The following is a 22062-nucleotide window of genomic DNA, read 5'->3' as shown; positions in this document are numbered from 1 at the left end:
GGCCGTGTCAAAGCCGCCCGCTATGCAGATGGTTTTTTACTTTATCTGTTAAGCAAAAAAATGCCGCGATAAAGAAATTGTTACCGCGGCAGCGTCATAGCAATTTATTTATTTTTTCTTGCCGCTGGAACGAGGACCTTTCTTTGCTGCCTCCTGCGGTACATCAGATTTTGTAGGTTTAGTGTTTTCTATTGAGGGTTTAACTGGTTGATGCTGCTCCACGGACTTCAGCGTTTCATCAGTGACATCCATACAGGATGCGCTGATTGACGTATCAAGGTTAACCACCGGGAATGTCTGTGAAGGCGCGTTTTCAGCCTGCAGTGTCGGTTGTGCAGCAGGCACTTCAGGTTGAGGTTCTGCGACGCCGGCGGTCACTTTAGAGTGAATAATCTGCTCGATATGCTGCGCGGTGCGGGCGATCACCTTATGGGCATACACCTCGCCAACCCGGCTTGCCGCGCTGATGGCTGCCGCTACCGCCGCGTTAATTGCGCCCACTTCCCCTTCCAGCTTCACGGTCACCATCCCGCCGCCTTTCGTCAATTCATAGCCTACCAGACTAACGTTAGCGGATTTCATTGCGGCATCGGCGGCTTCTACCGCCGCAGACATCCCGACGGTTTCGATTAAGCCTAAACTTTTCCCAGACATAAATTTCTCCTATAATAAATTCAACTGTGCTGCGCGTCGTCGGCTTAACGTCCAACGTCTTCGTATAATAGCGCCGCTTTGTCCGTAACTTCCCACGGAAAGCTGTCGCGACCAAAGTGACCATAGCAGGCTGTTTTACGATAGCGGGGGACCAGCAGATCAAGCGTAGTAATGATGCCGAACACGCTAAGATCGAAATGGCTGTTAACGCCTCTCAGCAACGCTTCAGATGACACTGTTTGTGTACCGAAGGTGTTAATCCTGACGGAAACAGGGCGGGGCAGGCCGATGGCCCATCCCAACTGGACTTCACAGCGTGAGGCAAGCCCAGCGGCGACGATGTTTTTCGCCACATAGCGAGCAGCGTAGGCGGCGGAACGATCGACTTTCGACGGATCTTTGCCTGAAAACGCGCCGCCGCCATGGCAAGCCGCGCCGCCATAGGTATCAACAATAATTTTACGCCCCGTTAGCCCGCAGTCACCCACCGGCCCGCCAATCACAAAACTGCCTGCAGGGTTCACCAGAAAGCGGGTTTGTGGTGTGAGCCAGTGCGAAGGCATCACAGGTTTAACAATTTCTTCGATGACCGCTTCCCGTAGCGCGTCCAGAGAAACGTCAGGGCTGTGTTGGGTAGACACCACAACGGTATCTACTGAATGAACACGATTATCCTGATAGCGCAGGGTAACCTGGCTTTTGGCATCAGGGAGTAAAAATGGTAACCGTTGGGATTTACGCAACTGCGCCTGGCGCTCCATCAGACGATGGGCGTATACCAGCGTGGCGGGCATCAGTTCCGACGTTTCATCACAGGCGTAACCGAAGGTGATGCCCTGATCGCCCGCCCCCAGTTCTTCCATCGAGTGGCCGCGAATGCCGTCAGCAATATTGGCGGACTGTTTGCCAAGGATATTTAATACACAGCAGGTATTGCCATCAAACCCCAATCGCGAATGGTCGTAACCAATCTCTTTTATGGTGTTGCGGACAATCTTCTCAATATCCACGGCGGCATGGGTAGATATTTCTCCGGCAACAATAGTGGCACCAGTTTTCACCAAGCATTCACAGGCAACCTTACCCCACGGGTCCTGTAGGAGTATCGCATCCAAAATGGCATCAGAAATTTGGTCCGCCATTTTATCGGGATGCCCTTCGGCAACGGATTCGGAGGTAAACAGGTAATCGTTCAAAGCGAGCCCACTTGTTTGGGAAGTTTATTCCTATCTTAGGATAGGAACCTGACAAGTGGGCGTAAACTATCTTGCGGGCGTGTTGGACTATTTTGCTTTCATTATCGGGCCAATGCAAAATCACGCCATCACCGTGTAATTCCCGGGGACACGACTTTTCGATAATCAGAGGGGGTCATGCCAGTATCTTTTTTGAAGATGCGGCAAAAATAGTTTGAATCCTGGTATGCCAGTTCCAGCGCAATGGTATTTACTTGTAAGTCACTGAACCGCAATAACGATTTGGCGATAGTAATTTTACGCGTGGCAATATAGTTCGAAAACCCGAACCCGGTAATTTTCTTAAAGGTACGGCTCAAATAGCAGGCACTGACAAACGATTTTGCTGCCACGTCATCGAGCGTCAAGTTTCTGAGAATATTTTTCTCAATATGGAATTTCGCTCGTTCGATAAAATCGATATTGCCTGTATAGCCTTTTAATGCGTAATCAAACAGCTCTTCGCTAATGGTCAGCAGGCTGATCATGATGCGGAAATAGCGGCTTTCCATCATGCCATACTGGTTGATGTCTTTGATCAGCGCGGCGACTTTACGGTTAGTCGGCATTAACTTTTCCCCTTTGGCGGTCATATACTGGCTAACTATTTCCAGAAAATCGATCACGTCTTTGCGCTTATCCTCTTCTATCATATCCACCGGACAGGCACCGTTGAGCGTGTCAAAAATAAAGTTGTGCCACTGGGTGTAATCGCAATCGTCTATCATGGCGAACACTTTCTGTTTTAGGGCGCGGGATTTTTCATTTTCTCCTTCGTCGAATGCTAGGGTTTTTTTGATGGTGTCGGTCAAGATACATTTTTTCACTGGTTTGAGCAGATAATCATCCACTTTAAGGTTGTACATGCTGCGTACTATATCAAAGTCATCATTGGCCGTGATTACGATGATTTTAGTATCGCTGTTTTTTTTCTTCAGATATTCAATCACCTGTTTACCGTTCGGCAACGGAATATTAATGTCCACTAAGATCATATCGATTTGACTCAGTTGGTCAATTAAGTGAATCGCTTTTTTACCGGTTGAGGCTTCATGGATCGCAGCGTTTTCCACACACTGGGAGATAATCTGCCGCAGGGATTCTAATTCGATGGGCTCATCTTCAACGATAACAATGGTAAACATATGTCCTTTTCCTGTATCAGGCTTCCTGCATTGGGAACCGAAGTTTAATGGTTGTACCCATCCTGGGTTTGTTAGGGCTCATTATTTCCAAGCCATAGCTCTCGCCAAATAACAACTTCAATCTATTTTTTATGTTGTTAATGCCAATACTGCCTTTTTGCAATTTTTGGTCGCCTGATAAAATGCGATTAATGGTATCTGGTGCGATGCCGTCGCCATTGTCAGTGACTTCAATAATCACGTTCAGGCCATCGTCCGTGGCACGGATCAGCAGATGACTATTGCTATCCCTTGGCTCCACTACGTAGTTAAAGAAGTTTTCCACCAGCGGTTGCAGGATCAAAAACGGGCAGACTACATCCAGATATTTTTCCGGGATATCGCACAGGTAATCGAAACGGTCTCTCATACGCACTTTTTGGATCGACATATAGTTGTTGACGTAATTTATTTCATTACGCAGAGTAATCAGGCCGTGACTATTTTTACGTAACAAATAGCGCATCATGTCAGAGAAATCGTGCACCATTGTTTCGGTACGCTGCGCATCTTCAAGAAAAGCTAACCGGCCAATGGTATTTAATACGTTAAATAAAAAGTGTGGATTTATCTGATAAGAGAGCGCTTTAAATTCAGCTTCATGTAGTGAGCGTTCTATCTCTACACGTTTTCTTAACTCATTAGCCAGTGCAAGATCCTTTTTACGAAGTTCGCGTTGGATATTATTGGTGTGCGCTTGTTCGACCAGATAAGACGATACGTGTAGTAACGTCGAGGCAGTAGACTCAAAACGCTCATACGGCATGCGACGTGTATTCTGGTGCAAATTAATTAACCAAGGATTATCTTTCCAGACGTCATTATTATTCAGAATATAGGAAATGCTCTGTTCTTTCTCTTCTTCGACTTTTACCTGACCGGAAATAAAAGCACCGAGATAATGATCGTTAATCATGATTGGGACAGCGAATTCGACAAAACCGCAGTGGCAGCGATAAACCACCGGTTTGCGAGCGTGCATCGCGGCACGGCCACCAGCGTTGTCGCTTTCATAACAGTGGTGCGCCAGTGTCGGGTTGAGACGCGAACGCATGCAGAAGTCTGAAAAACCGCTGGGCTTAGTGACCGGGATACCATTCTCATCCACAACCACGAGCGCGATCATCATTGATTTTGAAAAGTTGTCCTGCAGGGTCTGAAGGCGTTTTACATCCAAAAACTCATTTAATTTGTATTTATTCTTCATACTTTCAGCCTGCATTTTTAAAAACATAATCATATATTTATAAATAATTTGTCGCGAAAAAATTGAAATGGATCACAGCAACAAAAACAGCTCCGGCTCTGAAAGTAATGCTTCGGTTATTTGCAAGGGATACTCCTTTTCAAACCTTGCTGAACCAGTGCAGATACACAGGGAAACGTATACCAGAACTGCCACAATACAAACGCCAGTTACTGGCGATACGAATGGAATGACGAGGCAGTCTGTCAGAAAGCCCCACATGAACGATCACCACCTACATAGGAGGTGTTTTAAAATTGATCGAGTAGGAGGCGGGATCACTCCCGCCGTCCTCTCACACCACCGTACGTGCGGTTCCGCATACGGCGGTTCATGTTAACTCTGGAACTGCCTCTACTGTTCCAGCAGTGATATCAGACCCTGCCTCCTGAACCATGTATTCTTTATCGCCTGATTCATATGGCTTGACCCTGAGTTCCACCATGGCCCGTGGTTGTTGTACGCAGAGATCATTGCCCTGTCCTTACTCAGTCCTGCTCTTTGCAGGTTCTTTGCCCGGGTTAGCGGTCTCTTCCACTGCCGCTACAACAAGCAACGCAGTTTCCGTTTGATCCAGCCATCCAGCTCCTCCAGCACTCCTCTGACTTCCGTCAGCCTGAAGTAGCTTATCCATCCACACAGCACTGGTGTCAGAGCATTGATTGTCGCTTTCACTGATTTGCTCCGGTTTCCCGTCGTCAGACTGTGGACTTTCTCCTTCAGCCTGTTCACGCTCGTCAGGGCTATCTTCAGCTTCGCCTGTTTGTGCCATGTCACACTGTACCCGAGGAACTTCCGATCCCACGGGCGCGCCACCGCGCTCTTCTTCTCATTCACCTTCAGTTTGTTCTCCACGAACGCCCTGATGTTCTTCAGCAGATGGTCGCCCGCTTTCCGGCTGCTTACGTAGATGTTGCAGTCGTCTGCGTAGCGGCAGAAGCTGTGTCCACGACGCTCCAGTTCTTTATCCAGTTCATCCAGCAGGATGTTCGACAGTAACGGCGACAGTGGGCCGCCCTGCAGCATGCCCGCCTGCCGTTTCTCCCTTTGCCCGTCTTTAACCATTTCCGCTTTCAGGTAGCGGCGTATCAGTCACAGCACCCGCCTGTCCTTTATCGTTCTGGCCAGACGCGTCATCAGGAGTCTGTGATCCACCCGGTCGAAGAACTTCTCCAGATCCATATCCACCACCCACCGTTTGCCACCCCGTATGTAACGCTGTGCCTGTTGCACCGCCTGCTGGATAAGCCTGTCCACCACCGTCGGGATGCCTGAGGTTCTCACGCCGCCATCCGGCTTCGGGATATCCATCCGGCGTATTGTCCGCGGCTGGTAGTTTCCGTCAATCAATGCCTGCCTGACGCTGCGCCAGTTCTTCTTCAGCCACGGTTTCAACTCCGCCACGCTGAGGTTATCCACCCCCGCCGTGCCTTTGTTTTCCACCACGCGCTGATAAGCCAGCATCAGGTTTTCTCTCGTTATCACCGCTTCCATCGTCAGCGGCACTTCCGCTTTCGTTTGCCCACCCGCCGCCGTGCTGATTTCAGCGCCATCATGCAGCCCTGACGGATACTGTCCGTCTCCTCTGCCGCTGGTCGCAGTGGCCTGCGCTTGTGCTTCATTAATCATCATCGGGTTCGGATGTCCTAATCACAGTTAATCATGTTCGGCCCTTCATGCTGCCGGTTTTGCAGCACTACTACGGCGTCGGCTGACTTCTGCCGCCCCATCCCGGCGCCTCACGGCGCCGGTAGCACACTGGCAGGGCGACAGATCTCCCGGGGTAATTCACGCGACTTTCCTGCTTATGCCTGTCGGCTTTACGTCACAGCGTTCCGTGTGAGTATCGGGCTTTGGTGATTAGTGCCACCTTACCCTGCTGCGCCGCCTTAACCGCTTCCTGTTCGTCAGGCCAGCATTTTGCATCCAGCTTCCTTCAGATTTCACCTCGCGATGAACACCCTTGCCTTCCGCTAACACTTCCCCTCACCGGGTGTGTGGAGGACTTTCACCTCTTAGTCGTTCTTCTGCCACCACAGTTGAAGAACAGCGCCAGTCACGGCGCACATAACAAAAAGCCAGCAGGCAGACACTGCTGGCTTTTTGTTATGGCGGGATTAAAACAGGGGAACCAAGGTAAATAATCCAATGGTCGCCAACAGATTAATCATCGTGGTCATAATGGTGATGACCATCGCCGGCGGGTCAATATGTGTATCGCCGTGGATCAGGAAGATACGCGACATCAGTTCACCCAATATCGCGCAAATTATGCCAACGATAGCAGCCCAAATCAGGCTACCTGATGGCACCGCTACCAACGCGGCAGGCAGCGAAATATGATGTGACACCGGTACCTGAGTATTGAAATGCAGGAAAATCAGTGAGAACGCGGAAATACCAAACGCCAGCAGCGCGCCGTTGCCGCCAAACTTCAGGCCTAAAAAGCCTGCCATCAAGCCAATACCCAAGCCCAGCACGGAAAGCTGCGGAATGCGGCTATGGTAAGGTATCCAGCACTTATCCTGCGGCGGATAGCAGTGACGAATTCCCTGCTCCGGTTTTCCAAACAGGCCAGTTTTACCGAAAACCAGACGCGAGACCACGCCAGAAATCACCACGGTTAGTGCCACGGTATCGGTCCAAGCATTGCCGGACGGGAAGGCCGGAATCTGGTTCAACCCCCAGGCGATGATGTAACCAACCGCCCCAAAAACCCCGCCTACCAGCAGCACATCGTAAGCCGCCAGACCGCTCAACCCGGCAGTGATATCACGCCCGGAACCCAGCTTGCCTTTCTTCGCTGCATACGCCGTCGCCGCAACCCCAGCGGCAAAGCCGCCGGTGTGCGGGCCAAACAGTCCAAACGGAAAAGTAATAAAGTCCGATGATGCTCCGGTAATAATTTGCACTACCGTCATGGCGATAACCAGAAGCCCAACGAATTCAAACGCCGCCAGCGCGCCAACAGCCGCACCAAATATGCCGCCGCCGAAGGCAACTACAATATCTAAGCTATTCATCTAGCTTACCTCTGTAATTAAATCAAATGACAATATAAGTAATGCAGATTGCTCTATATTTTTAAAATTGAAATAGTATTCATGCGTAACAAATAAACAAGCGCAGCATTTTTTCGCACTCTTATTACATCTTTTATTAACCGCCGATATGGCAGTTAAAACCTAAGGATTCAACCATTGCTTTTAACTCTGCCATTTGGGCTTCTTCGATACTTTTTGTATCGCCCATCGGATACTGGCGACCAAGCAGATTATATTTATTTTCACCGAAGCTGTGATAAGGCAATAAGTGAATGGTATCGACGTTCTGCATCAGGCGGGCGAACTCCGCAATATTATGGATTTCCTGCGAATTGTCATTCACTCCTGGGATCACAGGAATACGCACAACCACTTTGGTTAAAAAGGAGATGCGCAGCAGATTCTCCAGAATCACTCTGTTATTCACGCCGGTGTTGCGCTCATGGATTTCCGGATCGATGGCTTTAATATCGGTCAGAGCAAGATCGACATAGGGAAATACCTCATCAATCACCGCTTTGGTGGTGAAGCCGCTTGTTTCAATAGCGGTGTGCCAGCCTTTGGCTTTACAGGCTTTAAGCAGCTCGCGGGCAAATTCCGGCTGCGCCAGCGGTTCACCACCGGACAGGGTAATCCCGCCGCCTGAACGCCGGTATAAATTCTCTTCTTTTTCCAGTTCGCGCATCACTGCCGTTACCGACATACGCTTGCCCTTCATTTCCAGCGCACGGGTAGGGCAAATCTCAGTACATTTCCCACACTGAATACAGCGGTCGCGATTGATAAACCAGGCATTAGTAGTGGAAAGAGCCTGTTGTGGGCAAGCATCAATACATTTTCCACAGCGGATGCAATCATTCTTTTTAAATAATAACTCTGGGCTGTGACGTTGTGATTCAGGATTACTACACCATTTGCAGGACAGCGGGCAGCCTTTAAAAAAAGGAATGGTTCGAATGCCTGGACCATCATGCAAAGAATAGCGTTGAATATTAAATATGACGCCTTCGGTTTCGTACTCAACTTTATTCATAACATCACTCTATATTTACCAGATGAATTACCTTTTCAGATAAAAGTAACAACCAGAAGTCGTGGAGAAAGTAACGGGCTATATATTGATACATAGCCCGTCTGGTATTTACGACAGTTGTTGCTCAGTACGGCTGATTATGTCGTCCTGAACTTCTTTCGCTAAAACTACCCACTGGGCGCTATAGCCCGCAACGCGTACCACCAGATCCTGATGTTGCTCAGGATTTTTCTGGGCTTCGATCAAAGTGTTGCGGTCGATAACGTTAAATTGAACGTGCATCCCTTTCTTATCGAAGTAGTGACGTATCAGGCCGCTGAAGTTGCGCAGACCGTTCTCGCCAGCCAAAGAAGACGGCAGGAATTTCTGATTATAGAGCGTACCGTTGGAGGCGATAAAGTGATCCAGTTTGGCAACTGAGTTGGCTGCGGCGGTTGGGCCAAGGGTGTCTTTACCCTGACGTGGAGATACGCCATCCGCCAACGGCTCTTTCGCCAGACGGCCATCCGGCAGTGCGGCAACGTCTTTACCAAACAGCACGTTCGCAGACACCGGATAGATACCAGCCTGGAACTGGCCACCGCGCGGGTTGGTATATTTCTCAACTTCCTGGCAGTAGATCAGCGCACATTTACGCGCTACTAAATCCACGTCATCGATGTCGTTACCGAAGCACGGTGTGTTTTCCAGAATACGACGGATCTCCTCGTGACGGGACATAGTGCCGGATTGCACCGGTGCTGCACTGCCGGAAGTCAGCTGGCGATAAACTTCGTTTTTAATCGCTGCCGGATCCAGCGCGCCATGCTGTTCAATGATGCGTTTCACCACATCGTAGATATCCTGCTCGTTGAGCGAGGATTTCGCCGCTGGAGTGTGCGGGTTCGCACCCACCGGATAACCGAAGTTGGCGTCCAGTGCGCTTTTCAGTTCGCTCAAAGACAGTTTACGATCTTCGAATACCTGTTTCTGGATGGCATAGACGGAGTCGCCGGTATCGGCTACGCCGAATGCTTGCGGCCCAGTAAAGTTGTAAATCGCCCCGCCTTCCTGGAGAGATTTACCACGGCCGATACAGTCGTCGACCAGTGCTGATAGGAACGGCAGCGGGCAGCGTTCGCCGTGGGCAATATCCACGCTGTTACAGGCTTCAACCAGTTGATGAACGAAGTGCGCCATCTGTTTCTGGAACGCGGTGTAGAAGTCCTCCATGCTGGTGAACTGAGTCAGTTCGCCAGTCACTGGGCCTAGCTGTTTATTGCCAACGCGACCGTTGTTCAGGGTGATTTCCAGCACTTTTGCAACGTTAAAGAACGCGGCGTCATGCCAGCCCTCGGTGCGATGCGGTGCCTGCGGCTCTACGCAGCCGATGATACAGTAATCACGCGCATCACGCAGCGAAATGCCACGGTTCTGCAGCGCCGGGATGATTACTTCATCGTTGTACATTGCCGGAACGCCCAGGCCCATACGCACCAGCTCGCAAGCGCGATACAGAAACTCATCCGGAGTACCCTGCCATACGCGGATTGAGAAGGATGGCTGCGGCAGACGCACATGGGCAGTCGCTTCCATACACATGTAGCTCAGATCGTTAGTTGCGTCGCGACCGTCTTCTGTCTGGCCGCCACAGCACAGGTTCTGGAACACTGCGTAACCGGCAAACGCCTGGGCAGAGACTTCGTCACGCGTTTTGTTAATGTCGTTAAGCTTGATCCAGCAGCAATCCACCAGTTCCTGCGCGAATTCACGCGAGATAGATTTGTCCGACTCCAGATACGGGTACATATACTGGTCGAAACGCCCCGGGGAGATAGAATGACCGCTGGATTCAATCTGTAACATGCTCTGAATAAACCAGAATGTCTGGCATGCTTCCCAGAATGTGGTAGCACCGTATTCCGGCACGCGAGTACAGTTTTGAGCAATCTGCTCCAGTTCGCGTTTACGGGTCGGATTGCTCTCCTGCTGCGCCAGACGGGATGCTTCTTCAGCGTAACGATGGGCGAAACGGATCGCTGCGTTATAACTGATCAGCACCGCATTATAGAACTGTTCTTTCTTTATATATCCTGGTTCAGTGCGATCTAATGATTCCAAGGCACGGCTAACTTCATTAATGATACCACGGAAACCAATTTTCAGCACTTTACCGTAGTCAACACTGACATGACCGACGCCCCCGAAGAAGTAGTTACCAACAGTGAATACACCGCTCGCCATACTCTCTTTAGTGCCTTCTGACATGTAAGATGCCGCCAGAGCACTGGTAGTTTTACCCGGCCAGTATTTAAATGCTTCATGAAGCTCCTGAGCAGTCTTTTTCGGGATAACAAACGGGTCGGCAATACGGTGTTCCATAGTCTCAAACTCTTTTTCCACCCAGTCGTAGGAGAACTCAGGGCAGATTTCAGTTGAGCGAGGATTAATAGTTACCGCTCCAACGATTAATTCGTCTGGGCGAATTGTTACCGGTAATTGGTTAAAGATTTTTTCCACCACTTTAGCACGACGCATAATCGCGGGCAGTTGTTCTGTTTCTTTATATGCTTCGGTTGCTAACACCGCGCGTTCTGATTCCACATACGGCTTCGCCGTCAGGATCATATTTCTCAGTCTTACAACACGGTCTGTCGGATTAGAAAAGCCTTTCTCTAACATATAAAACTCCCGAATATATTTTGTTAACCTTGCGGAGATGCCAGGGTATTAATGAATAATGCTAGTGCCCATTTGAGTAATAAAGTGACGTAATATTGCTGGATGCCCCATCCAGGTAGTCGCGGTTATTAAATTACCATCCACAATGGCTTCATCATCTGCGGCAGTGACCCACTGGCCACCCGCCATTTCCACTTCCGGTTTTACCGTAAAATATCCCGTCAGTTTCCGGCCTTTTAATACCCCAGCAGCGGCCAGAATTTGTGGGCCATGACAAATTGCAGCAACAGGTAATGTTAAATTCATCGCGTAATGCACGATATCCAATACTGACTTATTTAATCGCAAGTATTCCGATGAACGCCCACCAGAAATATAAACACCACTATATTCCTGTAACCTTATGTCATCAAATGATGCAGTTAATCTAAAAAGATGTCCGGGTTTTTCGGTGTAGGTCTGATCACCTTCAAAATCATGAATCGCGGTTTTAATAAACTCGCCGGTACGTTTTCCCGGACACACTACATCCACTCTGAAACCTAACATGTTTAATGCCTGCCATGGCACCATGACTTCATAGTCTTCAGAGAAATCGCCTGTGATAAGTAATATCTTCTTCATAAGCGGACTCTCAAAACTGGTTATCGTCTTCCTCAATGATTCGCATGGCTTCATGCACCGCCGCGACTTCGCCAAAAATGGCCAATGTGGTGATATGCTGAGGGCAACTGCCAAAGATTTCTGATACCACCACATTGGCGCTTTTACTGGCTACGTCGGCATAAAAATAGAGATCCGGAACCGGCAGTATTAACAAACCAATGGCGTCGATGCGAATCAAATCCAAACGCGAACGAAACTCCCCGGGCATACGCCGTTTCAACATAGCCAAAATATCCGGGGTCGGTGCGTTTATGATTCGTTTTTTCATCTTTAAGTCACCCTTCGCGATAGTTAGCGAATATTCAGCGCTTCAACCATTACACAGCGACGACGGCGTGCAAACGAACGCGCTGACGTAAGTCCCTCGCCGGTCGGTCCGGCAATCGTAAAGGTGGCATGCCCTTCACCGCCCACCCCCAGCCCTGCATAAGAGGGACCATTTTTAACAAAGATGGTGGTCTGGATCAGGCGCGCCATTTTGGTCAGCTTTTCGACGTTGGTGGAGTGCATAACCGCGGTATGACGATTGCCGTGCTCCACTTTCACCGCCAGCTCAATGGCTTCATCAACATTGTCTACGCGCACCACCGGCAGGACCGGCATCATCAGCTCATGCACCACAAACGGATGTGTTTTCTCAGCCTCAATTAAGATGACTTTGATATCGTCGCCAACCTGGATTCCCAGTTGTTGCAGGATATAGCGCGCATCTTTGCCGACAAAGGCGGTATTCGGCCCAGTGCCTTTTTCATTAAGCACCAACGATTGCAGTTGTTGACTTAACTTCTTATCGCACAACAGATAGGCACCGCTTTTCTTCATGCAGTGAATCAGATAGTCCGCTACCTGGTTCACAACAATCACCTCTTTTTCCGCCACGCACGGCAGGTTGTTGTCGAAGCTACAGCCCTTAATGATGTCGCGGGCTGCTTTTTCGATATCCGCCGTTTCATCTACCACAGCTGGCGGGTTACCTGCGCCTGCACCAATCGCTTTTTTACCTGATGACATCACGGTTTTCACGATGGCTGGACCGCCAGTCGCTACCAGCATGTTGATACGTGGGTCGTTGATCAGGACGTTGGTATTGTCGATGGACGGTTTGGTCACCGTTACCACCATGTTCGCCGGTGCGCCCAACTGGGCAAGCTTGTTGTTGATCAGCTCAACCGCGTACAGCGACACTTTGCGCGAGCGCGGATGTGGACTGAACACCACAGTGTTGCCTGCCGCCAGCATGCCTATGCTGTTGTTGATAATGGTTTCGGTCGGGTTAGTCGTTGGTGTAATCGAACCAATCACTCCGAACGCAGAGTATTCGATCAACGTTAACCCCCCGTCTCCGGAAACCGCGCTGGTGGTCAGATCTTCGATACCTGGCGTTTTCAGCGCTGCGACGCGGTTTTTGATCAGTTTGTCCTCGTAATTCCCCATGCCGGTCTCTTCCACCGCCATACGGGAAAGGGCACACAGCACATCTTCCTGCAGGAAGACATCGCGAATGCCATTGATAAACGAGGCGCGGTCTTGCATAGAACAGTGGCGATACTGTACCTGTGCCAAGACGGCGGCGGAAATCGCCTCATCCATGGTATCGAATGCTCCAGTGCTAGCATTCGATACCTTCGCTACCTGAGAGATCGCACTGGCGTCGCGCACGGAAGAGTGCTGCGCCAACGCCTTAGCGACAATTTCATCCAACCCGTCGACCCGCGCTGCTTCTGACGTGGCGGGAGCTTCATCCGGTGTTGCTTTGGTGAATTTGCTCAGGATGGTCGAGACAGCCTGAGCGATTTCAATATCATTCATCTTTAAATTCCTTACTACTCTTCATCTACCGACCGCGCCGCGTGCATCGTCATCAGATGCTTAGATATATGGCGTCGTGGTGGATTTAATTTCCACCGGATCTAACGTGGAGAGCAGTTGTAGACCGACTTCACGCGCGGCAATCACCGCCTGACGTACTGCACCGGAATCACCGGAGAAGGTGAAGATCACTTCGTTACTAAAGCTGGTGCCTTGCGACGGGCTGGCATAACCCACCGGGTCAATCACGGCGGATTTCGCCGCAGCGTCGGCAATCACTAGGCCAATCGCCGCAGGCGAGGCACAGGTCATCCCGAAGGATTTACCAATCGGCGCACCCAGCGCTTTATTCAGCGCGTAGCTGGCACGAGCGGTGTACTGGAATTCAAGATGTCCGGCTGACGAGCCATAAACGTCACCCATGGTGCGTTCAATTTCAGACAGCGCCACTTCAACCGCACGCCTGACGTCGGAAACATCAGACGCACCAAAAATAATTAAGCAACCGTGTCCGCCACCTCCTTCGGTATCGCGGGCCAGCTCAATAGAAATAATTTCGCTGTTGGTTGCTTTAATCGCTTCGTCAGCCGCAAAAATTTGCGGGCCTGCGCCAGTACGTGCGCCAAGAATACCGATAGAGCGATATTTCTTGTCGATATTCATGACTTCATGCAATTGATTATCAACATTGGCAATCACTAGGCCGATAGTGTGGCCCAACGCAGTGCCGACAAATTCCGTAATACCGCAACCAGCGAAATTTGCTGCTGTTTTAGCTTCCGGTGAGATATCGGTTTGTTTATTCATTACGTCAGATATAATCTGCTCAACAAGATTATCTCTCATGATCAGTATCCTTTATTGTTATTAACCGATAGCCTTCGGTAGAATTTTTTCCACCTCAATGTGTGGGCGTGGAATAACATGTACGGAGACCAGTTCTCCCACTTTACTCGCAGCAGCGGAGCCCGCATCTGTCGCGGCTTTCACTGCGCCAACGTCGCCGCGAACCATCACAGTCACCAAGCCGGAGCCGATTTTTTCATAACCCACTAGGGTCACGTTGGCAGATTTCACCATGGTATCTGCAGCTTCAATTGCAGAAACCAGACCTTTCGTTTCAACCATTCCTAATGCTTCTTGTTGCATAACGACCTCAATATTTCCGATAGAAAGAAAACGTGCACAGAGGAATAGCAATCTACGGATTCACCCATGTGCATTAATTATTTAATTATCATAATGCTAAGGTTATTCAGACAAAATGTTTTGCGCGTCAGTGGGACTATCTTGCTTTTGCATTCCCGCAATTGACAATAAAATCCACCCGAGGTTTGTAATAAAAGATCTGCGTTTAAACTTCCTTGCAAAATAGCCCCGCTCTGAATAGCAATCATAATTACTGTTAAAACTGTCGTATTTTTGCCAATTAGTTATGCCGTGCGGGCAATCTCCGCTGCATCTATAGCAATCATTTTTTCTTCATTGGTTGGGATGACCGCAATCTTCGTGGTGTCGGTTTTAGAAATCAGTCCGCTACGTCCGCCGAACAGCTGCTGGTTACGTTCTTTATCCAGTTCCAATCCCAGCGCCTGAAGGCGTTGCACGGTAAGTTCTCGAATTAACGCCGAGTTTTCGCCAATTCCACCGGTGAAAATCAGCGCATCGAAGCGTTTAAGCGAGGTCACGTGGCCGCCGATATGTCGTGCGAGACGATGTACTAACACGTCGATGGCTAACGCTGCCCGTTCGTGGCCCTCATCACGCGCCTGCTGAAGGGTGCGGCAATCGCTGGATAAGCCGGAAATCCCCATTAGGCCGGACTGGTTATTGAGCATTTTGTACAGCGTGTCGAACGTTTGACCTGTGCGTTTCGCCAGATATGCGACGACACCAAAATCAAGATCCCCGCAGCGCGTGCCCATTACCAGCCCTTCCAGCGGGGTCATACCCATTGAGGTGTCAATGCTCGTGCCGTTTTGCACCGCACATAGCGATGAACCGTTGCCCAAGTGGGCAATCACGATGCCATGATCCGCCGGGTCGAGATCTAGTGATGCAAGCGCCTCGGCGGCAATATAGCGGTGAGATGTTCCGTGAAAGCCGTAACGTCGCACCATATAATCTTGCTGGAACTCCAGCGGGATCGCATAGGTGTAAGCAGCCGGAGACAAGGTCTGGTGGAACGCAGTATCGAACACCGCAATATGCGGCAACGCGGGCAACAGAGCCCGAGCCGCTTCAATACCAATCAGGTTGGCAGGGTTATGCAAAGGGGCCAGCACCGACAGCGCGCGGACTTTTTCGATCACATCATCGGTAACCAGTACTGATCTTTTGAAGTCGCTGCCGCCATGAGCCACGCGGTGCCCAACGGCGTTGATGGCTTCCAACAGTTGCTGTTCGTCGAGCTTCGCGAAGAGCACTTTGAGCGCATGCTGATGGCTGGCGTCATCCAGCGCGACAGTGGATTTATGGCCGTCTCGGTCTTTAAACGTTATGACAGCATGATCAATACCCAGTCGTTCCGCTAGGCCCGACAGCAACGGCTGATCTGCATCCTGAGGAATGACGGAGAATTTCATTGATGAGGAACCACAATTAATCACTAATACACAAGCTAAAGACATGATGCCCCCTGAAATGGACTGCAAAAAATTAACGGGTTGTTGTGAGGGGATAACGCAGAACGCTAAACTGCGCCATCGCCTGGCGGGCGATGAGCATATCTTCCTCAACACTGCCGCCGCTGATGCCGATGCCGCCTAGTAAGCGCCTGCCCGACCAGCAGGGAAAACCACCGCCGAAGCAGCAGATATCTTTTTCTTTCTCAAGGCCGTACAAATCACCACCCGGCTGTACCAGCGTTGCCAGTTCGTGAGTTGGCATTTTGAGAGCTACCGCGGTCCAGGCCTTTTGTGGTGCCAAGGTATGGCTGACCAGCAGGGCGTTATCCATGCTGAAGAAAAAACGCTGCTGACCGCAGGCATCCACTAGGCTAAAAACGATCGATACATTGCTGGACTGTGCTATTTCCCGGACCAACTTTGCCAGCAGTTCACTGTCCTCCAGGCTCAGCGACATCCGGAGTTCCGGTAACTGCGTGGCAATAGCCTCGTTAATCCAGTTGTCGAGTGAAGCCTCATTCGCAGACATAAGTATTCCTCAGCGTACGCGCCGCTATTAACCGTTAAGTTCGAGCGAGTCGACGATACCCACCACGGCAGCGTCAATCACCGAGTGATCTTTGTTGTTGCTCATACGCGCCGAACTGCCGGTGGTGATGATCACAATCTCTCCATTGCCCGCGCCGACAGTATCAACTGCCACCTGGGCATGGACAGTCGGCTGATAGTTTTCATCGAGCCGCGCCACTATCAGCAGTTTTGAGCCATTCAGCGAGGCGTGTTTGGTGGTGGAAACCAATGCGCCAGTAACTTTAGCGAGGTACATATTTCCTCCGGTTAACCATGGATAACAGTGAGATTACGCCGCTGGATTTCATCTCTGGCAGCAGGGGTAATCAGCGTGTCGCTCTCAATGCGCAGCACTGTGCCAATGGTCAGTAGGCGGATATCGCTCTGGGTGATTAAACGTTTTTTACCGGCTACTGTCAGGGTGGATTGGCTTCCTTGCACCGACTTGACATGGGCTGCACGTTTACCGAAAAGCGTAATGCCATAGCTCTCTAGGACCTGAGCGTAACCTTCCAGACAAGACAGCAGTGGCATCGGTAATTCGCTATCGACGCATTGTTGATGCAGCGTGGCGATAATCTGTTTACGGTGCTGTAACGCCTGAAATACAGTTTCACAGGCCAGATTATCGCGAATGCCCAGCGCAATTTTGCTCATGCTGTTGACAGAGAGCGCAGGCAGATAGAGCACCTCATAGTGAGGCGGCGATCTGTCAAATCCAGCACGAGAACCACGCTGAATTAGCGCATCCATGCAGACAGATTTCAGCGCCGACTGGCTGGCGCTGTGAGAAAAATTTACCCACAACTGATAACCCGCCAGCTCAAGCGCCTCAAGGCAGTTCAGCGTTTCCGGCAGCGAGGAGATATCCTCACCAGTCACCACTACGCAGACATTTTTCTGCGCGACGGATTGTGCCAACACTTCAGCGATGACCCGGTCCAGCAGTTGCGATAAGGTTTGATTGTCCATTGATTTACCCCTGGTCCGCATTCATGGCGATGCCTAATGGTGTGACCAATAGTGGCTCTGCCGAAGGAATCACATTTTTACCGGTTTGTTTACTGAACACGTTGGCAAACTGGCTGAAGCTGCTCGCGCCACCTACCAAATAAATATTTTTTACCTGCTGGGTAGCGAACCATCCCGACACCAAGCTGGCCATTTTCTGGGCCACCGGTAGCACCAGGGTAAAGACCTGCGCTTCCTGCCCGTTTTTTTTCATTTCTTCCGCCTCGGCATAAGGCAAGCCCAGCGCGCCAGCGATCACCAACTTCATATGGCTTCCACCGGTGGGCTCATCGGCACTGAACGTCACTTTACCGCTTTTCAAAATGCTCATGCCGGTGGTGCCTCCTCCGACATCCACCACCGCCCCGTTTTTAATATTCAGCGCGCTGGCAGCGGCTACCGGTTCATCTAGTACCTGGGTCACGATAAAACCCGCCAACTCCACTACGTTGACGATCACTTTTGTGTTGCCTTCAGAGATCCCCGGTGGGACTGCGATCGCCGCGCGCTCCAGCGTGCAGCCCTGTTTCTGTTCAAGAATTTGTTTGAGACGTGCTACTACCCGGCTGGCGGTCAGGTAATCCACCACCACGCCGTCTTTCACCACATTGGAGGGATACATTACCCCTGCCACCGGCTGGTTATCTTCATCCAGCACCACGATTGCGATATTGGCGGTACCGAGATCCCCCCCACCTTCAACGCGCCGGAGTAGGGCCGACATTCGCCGCTGTCAATCAGCGCGGCCAATTCGTGAAATCGGCAGTTTTCGGGGCTGTTAGCCATGGCGCGCAGCCTGTTTTATGCCGCGAACGGTATCGCCATTACGCAGACCGACGCCGTTAGCTTCTTCCATATCAATATGCAGTTCCAGCACTGCATCCGCCGTGACGCGTACCACTACATGGCTGAGCACACCACCGCGCGGACCGTTTGTTTGCACATCGATTTCCATTCCGTCATGCAGGCCGTGCAGTTCGGCTTCTTCGGGCGAGATATGGATATGGCGCCAGGCGACAATCATGCCGTTGTGTTTCACCACCCGCCCTTTCGGACCGATGATTTCAATGCCCGGCGAATCCAGCAGATCCCCCGACATGCGCACCGGAGCTTTAGTGCCCAGCGCAAAGCCGTCGGCCACAGAGATTTCCACCTGCGTGGCATTACGCAGTGGCCCTAACACGCGCACTTTGTTGAGCTCGCCTTTTGGCCCGCGCAGCGTCACCATCTCTTCGGCGGCATACTGACCGGGCTGTTTCAACGCTTTAGAACGGGTTAGCGTAGAGCCGTAGCCAAACAGAATGTCCATATCTTCACGGCACAGATGAACATGGCGGTTGGACACGCCCACCGGAATATTCAGCGCGACAGGCGCGGCAGCAGGCGCTGCCGTTTTTTTACTGGTGGCAAGTTCCTGCAAAATTTGTTGGGTAATCCACTCGGCTTGTTGTTCGGTGTAATTCATAATGGGTACGACCTGATTATTGGGTTATCTTATGGGTAATGGGCGTCTAACGATCAGGATAGGGAGTAACGACGCCCGGTTTTTGTTTATCAGCAGGACTTTTTTGACTGCTTCACGGAGGCTGAACAAAGTTATCCAGCTAGCCGGTAATCAGGTCGATCAACCCTTCGACATCATGCGTCGTCACCTGCCGCGGGTTCGACGCGGTACAACCGTCGGCCAGCGTCGAATTCACCAGTGCGCTGCGCAACTCGATGATTTTTGCACGGTCGATGCCCAGTTCGCTGAGAGTGACGGGGATGCAGAAATGGCGATTGATCTGGCGGATCTCCTGAGTCATCAGCGCGATGGCCTGCTCCGGTACCGCATGGTCAATGCCTATGATTTGCGCGCAACGGTGATAGCGATCGCGGGTTTCAGTGCTGGCCCGTTTGCTGTTGAAGTCGATGACAATCGGCAGCAGCATGGCGTTAATTTTGCCATGAGGAATATGCAGCATCCCGCCGATGGCGTGTGCCATGCCGTGTACCAACCCCAGCCCGGCGGAGTTAAATGCCATGCCTGCCATACAGGAGGCATTGTGCATGTGGGTGCGCGCCGCAATGTCTTTTTCGTCGTTAAACACCTGCGGCAGATAGCGCCAGGTCAACGCGATGGCTTTTTCCGCCAGCGCATCGCTAAAGTCATTTGAGCCAGTAGAGACAAAGGCTTCAATGGCATGGGTCAGCACGTCCATGCCGGTATCTACCGCGACATGACGCGGCGCGGTTAACACTAGGTTAGGATCGAGAATGGCGATTTCCGGCACCAGTTGCCCGGAGATCAACGGATATTTGCGGCCATTTTGCGGATCAGAGATGATCGCGTAGGACGTCACTTCAGAGCCGGATCCGCTGGTTGTGGGAATAGCAATGAGATCGATTTGATGATCTCCAAAATACTCTTCCAATGTGACTTTAATTCCTTTCGCAGCGTCCAGCGACGAGCCGCCGCCGAGGGCGATAATAACGTCGGGCTTAAAGGCTTTAAAACGCGCCGCGCCGGAAGTCAGAATATCAATATCTGGATCCGGAGTAACCTCACCGAAAATGCATACCGATGCCTCAGGCATATGGCTTATTAAATAACGAGTTTTACCTGATGACATCATAAAATCATCGGTGACAATACCGACTCGTTTATTATTAAATTGGCATAGAGAGGTTATTGCCTCTTCACCAAAATAAATTTTGGGGCACGAAAAATAATAGCGGGCCATGTGTAACTACCTTAATCATGGTAAACGACCAAATTTGATGTCGTTAACCTAACATGGCGATTTTTTTAATGGACTGAGGATGTTTGTGCAGGTGAAGGATTATTTTGCGGTATTGTTTTGCCTTGAGCAAAAAAGTCCTTTTCTAGGAAATACCTAAAATCTGATACAGTCAAACTCAATATTTATTGTCAGAGAATGAATAAAAGCGGGGTGTTTTTTTGCCACTGCACTGCTTCAGGAATGTATTCACCCCTCATAAAGGCTTCAATGACTCTCCGCCATGGCAAACATGCCATAGGGGGAGATTTTCAGATAATGATAATAATGTTCGCCCACATCCGATTGTAAATGGATCAGAAAAATGGCCGCGTATTGCCCTGCTGAATGTGGATTACGTCACCTGTTTTGAATTGCCTTTCTGCTTACCTGGACACCACAACTGATTGCTGTGCTGCGTGAAGAATGGGACATCAGCCAGAAAAATGTGGTGTTCAACGATAAACGCTTTGGCTGCGTGTACAGCCTGAAGGCCAGTCTTTCCAGTGTGCCGGATACATACCGGTATCATCTGTCTCACCGTATTCGTCGCGTGGTTGGGAATGAAAACACATCATTGCCATATCAGCAGGTTGCCCGGGAAGTGAAAGCGCCCCGTGAACGGCTGAAGTATGCGCTGGAGGCGGGGTTACTGGTGACCGCACTGGACGGCCTGTTCTGGTCTGGCAGTCAGCGTATTGCGGCTGATGTCCTGAGACTAAGACAGAGCGGAATGCCGGTGGTGACAACGACCGTGGAGGTGCACGATAACCTGACGGGAACAACCCGCAAAATACCGGCATACCATCTCTGATACAACCATCAGGGGGAATATTGCTCTGGCAGCAGCAGTACGACATTCTTTATACTTTATCCCCGTGCCTGAAAACATGTGCTAAGGAAACGGGAATGGCAAGGTCCGATTACGATATTATCAATCTGTCTCTGGAACATGAACTGAATGAGTGGCTGGCAGAGAGAGGTTATGCCGGACTGGCGTATAACCGGAACCGGGTGGTAGAGGTGGTTACCCGCAAATTGCAGGACAGCTTTTATATCAACGTTTCCTGGGATGCGCTGAACACGGCATACAATGAACACCCGGAGTGGTTTTCAGGGCTTGTCTCCGGGGATGAGAATTAATAAGTGGATTATGCTGCCATCAGGCAGTGTGATTGCCGGCAGGGATTTCGTTTTATTCTGTTTCTTCCCGGGGGTCGGGTTTGAATTTTCCCAGAAAGTTGTACATCGGTCGCATACAGGGATGCGGATAACCCTCCCGCATAAAAACCACTCGGGTTTCTTCGACGCTGGTTACGGTGGCCAGTGCTCCATGATCGTCTTTGTATCGCTGATTGACTTTCGGTAATGGAACATCTTCTGACATAAATTTTAGTACGGTAACAGTTAACTAAATTTTCATGTGGTAGCACTGAATCAGGAGACTGCGTTTCCTGATGTGCGCTGTTAATTTTCTGTTTTTACGAAACATTTTCCCCTTCTTCCTGTGTATTTTATTGCGCTCCTCTTTTCATGTCCTTCCCATATCCTGAAACTCACTTA

23 protein-coding genes and 1 pseudogene are annotated in these 22062 nt (G+C 50.4%); 2 read left to right on the top strand and 22 right to left on the bottom strand.

The genetic code is table 11. The annotated features are described in order from the left end of the window. Positions 1-108: 108 nt before the first annotated feature. The 21 genes from grpS to grpA form a co-directional block, all read right to left on the bottom strand. On the bottom strand, positions 109-654 hold the full coding sequence (grpS, locus tag C4F37_RS10320; RefSeq protein WP_000015571.1) for a propanediol utilization system shell hexameric protein GrpS: 546 nt from the start codon (positions 652-654) through the stop codon (positions 109-111). A gap of 44 nt (positions 655-698) precedes the next feature. After that, a complete protein-coding gene (gene grpR / locus C4F37_RS10315; RefSeq protein ID WP_001001003.1) occupies positions 699-1850 on the bottom strand; it encodes a propanediol utilization system methionine adenosyltransferase GrpR in 1152 nt (383 codons plus the stop codon). A gap of 128 nt (positions 1851-1978) precedes the next feature. Continuing rightward, positions 1979-3034, bottom strand: a complete 1056-nt coding sequence (gene grpQ / locus C4F37_RS10310; protein WP_000494233.1) for a propanediol utilization response regulator transcription factor GrpQ — start codon at positions 3032-3034, stop codon at positions 1979-1981. A gap of 16 nt (positions 3035-3050) precedes the next feature. Next, complete coding sequence (gene grpP, locus C4F37_RS10305; RefSeq protein ID WP_001329690.1) at positions 3051-4313, bottom strand: propanediol utilization sensor histidine kinase GrpP; 1263 nt, start codon at positions 4311-4313, stop codon at positions 3051-3053. A 549-nt stretch (positions 4314-4862) separates the two neighbouring features. Next, positions 4863-5384: a reverse transcriptase domain-containing protein gene (locus C4F37_RS10295; protein WP_000237741.1), complete on the bottom strand. Its 522-nt coding sequence runs from the start codon at positions 5382-5384 to the stop codon at positions 4863-4865. A gap of 27 nt (positions 5385-5411) precedes the next feature. Continuing rightward, complete coding sequence (locus C4F37_RS10290) at positions 5412-5951, bottom strand: maturase (RefSeq protein WP_001332064.1); 540 nt, start codon at positions 5949-5951, stop codon at positions 5412-5414. A 485-nt stretch (positions 5952-6436) separates the two neighbouring features. Continuing rightward, positions 6437-7342 carry a propanediol utilization system permease GrpO gene (gene grpO, locus C4F37_RS10280; RefSeq protein ID WP_001086421.1) on the bottom strand — a complete coding sequence of 302 codons (906 nt, stop codon included), beginning with the start codon at positions 7340-7342 and terminating at the stop codon, positions 6437-6439. Positions 7343-7478: 136 nt separating this feature from the next. Continuing rightward, positions 7479-8396, bottom strand: a complete 918-nt coding sequence (gene grpN / locus C4F37_RS10275) for a glycyl radical diol dehydratase-activating enzyme GrpN (RefSeq protein WP_001044977.1) — start codon at positions 8394-8396, stop codon at positions 7479-7481. Positions 8397-8504: 108 nt separating this feature from the next. After that, a complete protein-coding gene (gene grpM / locus C4F37_RS10270) occupies positions 8505-11057 on the bottom strand; it encodes a glycyl radical diol dehydratase GrpM (RefSeq protein ID WP_000890295.1) in 2553 nt (850 codons plus the stop codon). A gap of 48 nt (positions 11058-11105) precedes the next feature. Then, positions 11106-11681, bottom strand: coding sequence for a propanediol utilization system protease GrpL (gene grpL, locus C4F37_RS10265; protein WP_000722279.1), 576 nt, complete (start codon positions 11679-11681; stop codon positions 11106-11108). Between the two features lie 10 nt (positions 11682-11691). Further along, positions 11692-11991: a propanediol utilization system shell hexameric protein GrpK gene (gene grpK, locus C4F37_RS10260; protein ID WP_000746009.1), complete on the bottom strand. Its 300-nt coding sequence runs from the start codon at positions 11989-11991 to the stop codon at positions 11692-11694. Between the two features lie 23 nt (positions 11992-12014). After that, positions 12015-13532 carry a propanediol utilization system aldehyde dehydrogenase GrpJ gene (grpJ, locus tag C4F37_RS10255; RefSeq protein ID WP_001773853.1) on the bottom strand — a complete coding sequence of 506 codons (1518 nt, stop codon included), beginning with the start codon at positions 13530-13532 and terminating at the stop codon, positions 12015-12017. Positions 13533-13592: 60 nt separating this feature from the next. After that, entirely contained in the window at positions 13593-14378 is a 786-nt protein-coding gene (gene grpI, locus C4F37_RS10250; protein ID WP_001205499.1) for a propanediol utilization microcompartment protein GrpI, read from the bottom strand. 21 nt (positions 14379-14399) lie between these two features. Next, positions 14400-14681 (bottom strand): propanediol utilization system shell hexameric protein GrpH, encoded by a 282-nt coding sequence (grpH, locus tag C4F37_RS10245; protein WP_001301171.1) that lies wholly within the window; start codon positions 14679-14681, stop codon positions 14400-14402. A 284-nt stretch (positions 14682-14965) separates the two neighbouring features. Further along, positions 14966-16162: a propanediol utilization system propionate kinase GrpG gene (grpG, locus tag C4F37_RS10240; RefSeq protein ID WP_001362987.1), complete on the bottom strand. Its 1197-nt coding sequence runs from the start codon at positions 16160-16162 to the stop codon at positions 14966-14968. A 28-nt stretch (positions 16163-16190) separates the two neighbouring features. Next, complete coding sequence (gene grpF / locus C4F37_RS10235; protein WP_001332069.1) at positions 16191-16688, bottom strand: propanediol utilization system heme-binding protein GrpF; 498 nt, start codon at positions 16686-16688, stop codon at positions 16191-16193. A gap of 27 nt (positions 16689-16715) precedes the next feature. Further along, positions 16716-16985, bottom strand: coding sequence for a propanediol utilization microcompartment vertex protein GrpE (gene grpE, locus C4F37_RS10230; protein WP_000280292.1), 270 nt, complete (start codon positions 16983-16985; stop codon positions 16716-16718). Positions 16986-16996: 11 nt separating this feature from the next. Beyond that, positions 16997-17722 (bottom strand): propanediol utilization system flavoprotein GrpD, encoded by a 726-nt coding sequence (gene grpD / locus C4F37_RS10225; RefSeq protein ID WP_001329683.1) that lies wholly within the window; start codon positions 17720-17722, stop codon positions 16997-16999. After that, positions 17706-18464 carry a propanediol utilization system chaperone GrpC gene (grpC, locus tag C4F37_RS10220; RefSeq protein WP_001332070.1) on the bottom strand — a complete coding sequence of 253 codons (759 nt, stop codon included), beginning with the start codon at positions 18462-18464 and terminating at the stop codon, positions 17706-17708. Before grpC ends, grpD begins: the two co-directional genes overlap by 17 nt. A gap of 54 nt (positions 18465-18518) precedes the next feature. Continuing rightward, positions 18519-19205 carry a propanediol utilization system phosphotransacylase GrpB gene (grpB, locus tag C4F37_RS10215; protein ID WP_001109982.1) on the bottom strand — a complete coding sequence of 229 codons (687 nt, stop codon included), beginning with the start codon at positions 19203-19205 and terminating at the stop codon, positions 18519-18521. A gap of 139 nt (positions 19206-19344) precedes the next feature. Further along, positions 19345-20463 (bottom strand): propanediol utilization system alcohol dehydrogenase GrpA, encoded by a 1119-nt coding sequence (gene grpA, locus C4F37_RS10210; RefSeq protein WP_000135343.1) that lies wholly within the window; start codon positions 20461-20463, stop codon positions 19345-19347. A 350-nt stretch (positions 20464-20813) separates the two neighbouring features. Here grpA and C4F37_RS10205 point away from each other — a divergent pair. After that, positions 20814-21313 (top strand): annotated as a pseudogene (locus C4F37_RS10205) (DNA-binding protein); the annotation flags it as partial. A 95-nt stretch (positions 21314-21408) separates the two neighbouring features. Then, positions 21409-21642 carry a hypothetical protein gene (locus C4F37_RS10200; protein ID WP_000124176.1) on the top strand — a complete coding sequence of 78 codons (234 nt, stop codon included), beginning with the start codon at positions 21409-21411 and terminating at the stop codon, positions 21640-21642. A 52-nt stretch (positions 21643-21694) separates the two neighbouring features. Here the strand turns inward: C4F37_RS10200 and C4F37_RS10195 are convergent, their stop codons facing one another. After that, positions 21695-21886, bottom strand: a complete 192-nt coding sequence (locus tag C4F37_RS10195) for a DUF4222 domain-containing protein (protein ID WP_001287878.1) — start codon at positions 21884-21886, stop codon at positions 21695-21697. Positions 21887-22062 lie beyond the last annotated feature (176 nt).

Origin of the sequence: Escherichia sp. R1 (assembly GCF_003000935.1) — a bacterium.
In the GTDB taxonomy this organism is placed as follows: Bacteria; Pseudomonadota; Gammaproteobacteria; order Enterobacterales; family Enterobacteriaceae; genus Escherichia; species Escherichia coli.
This window is presented reverse-complemented; position numbering and strand designations above follow the sequence as displayed.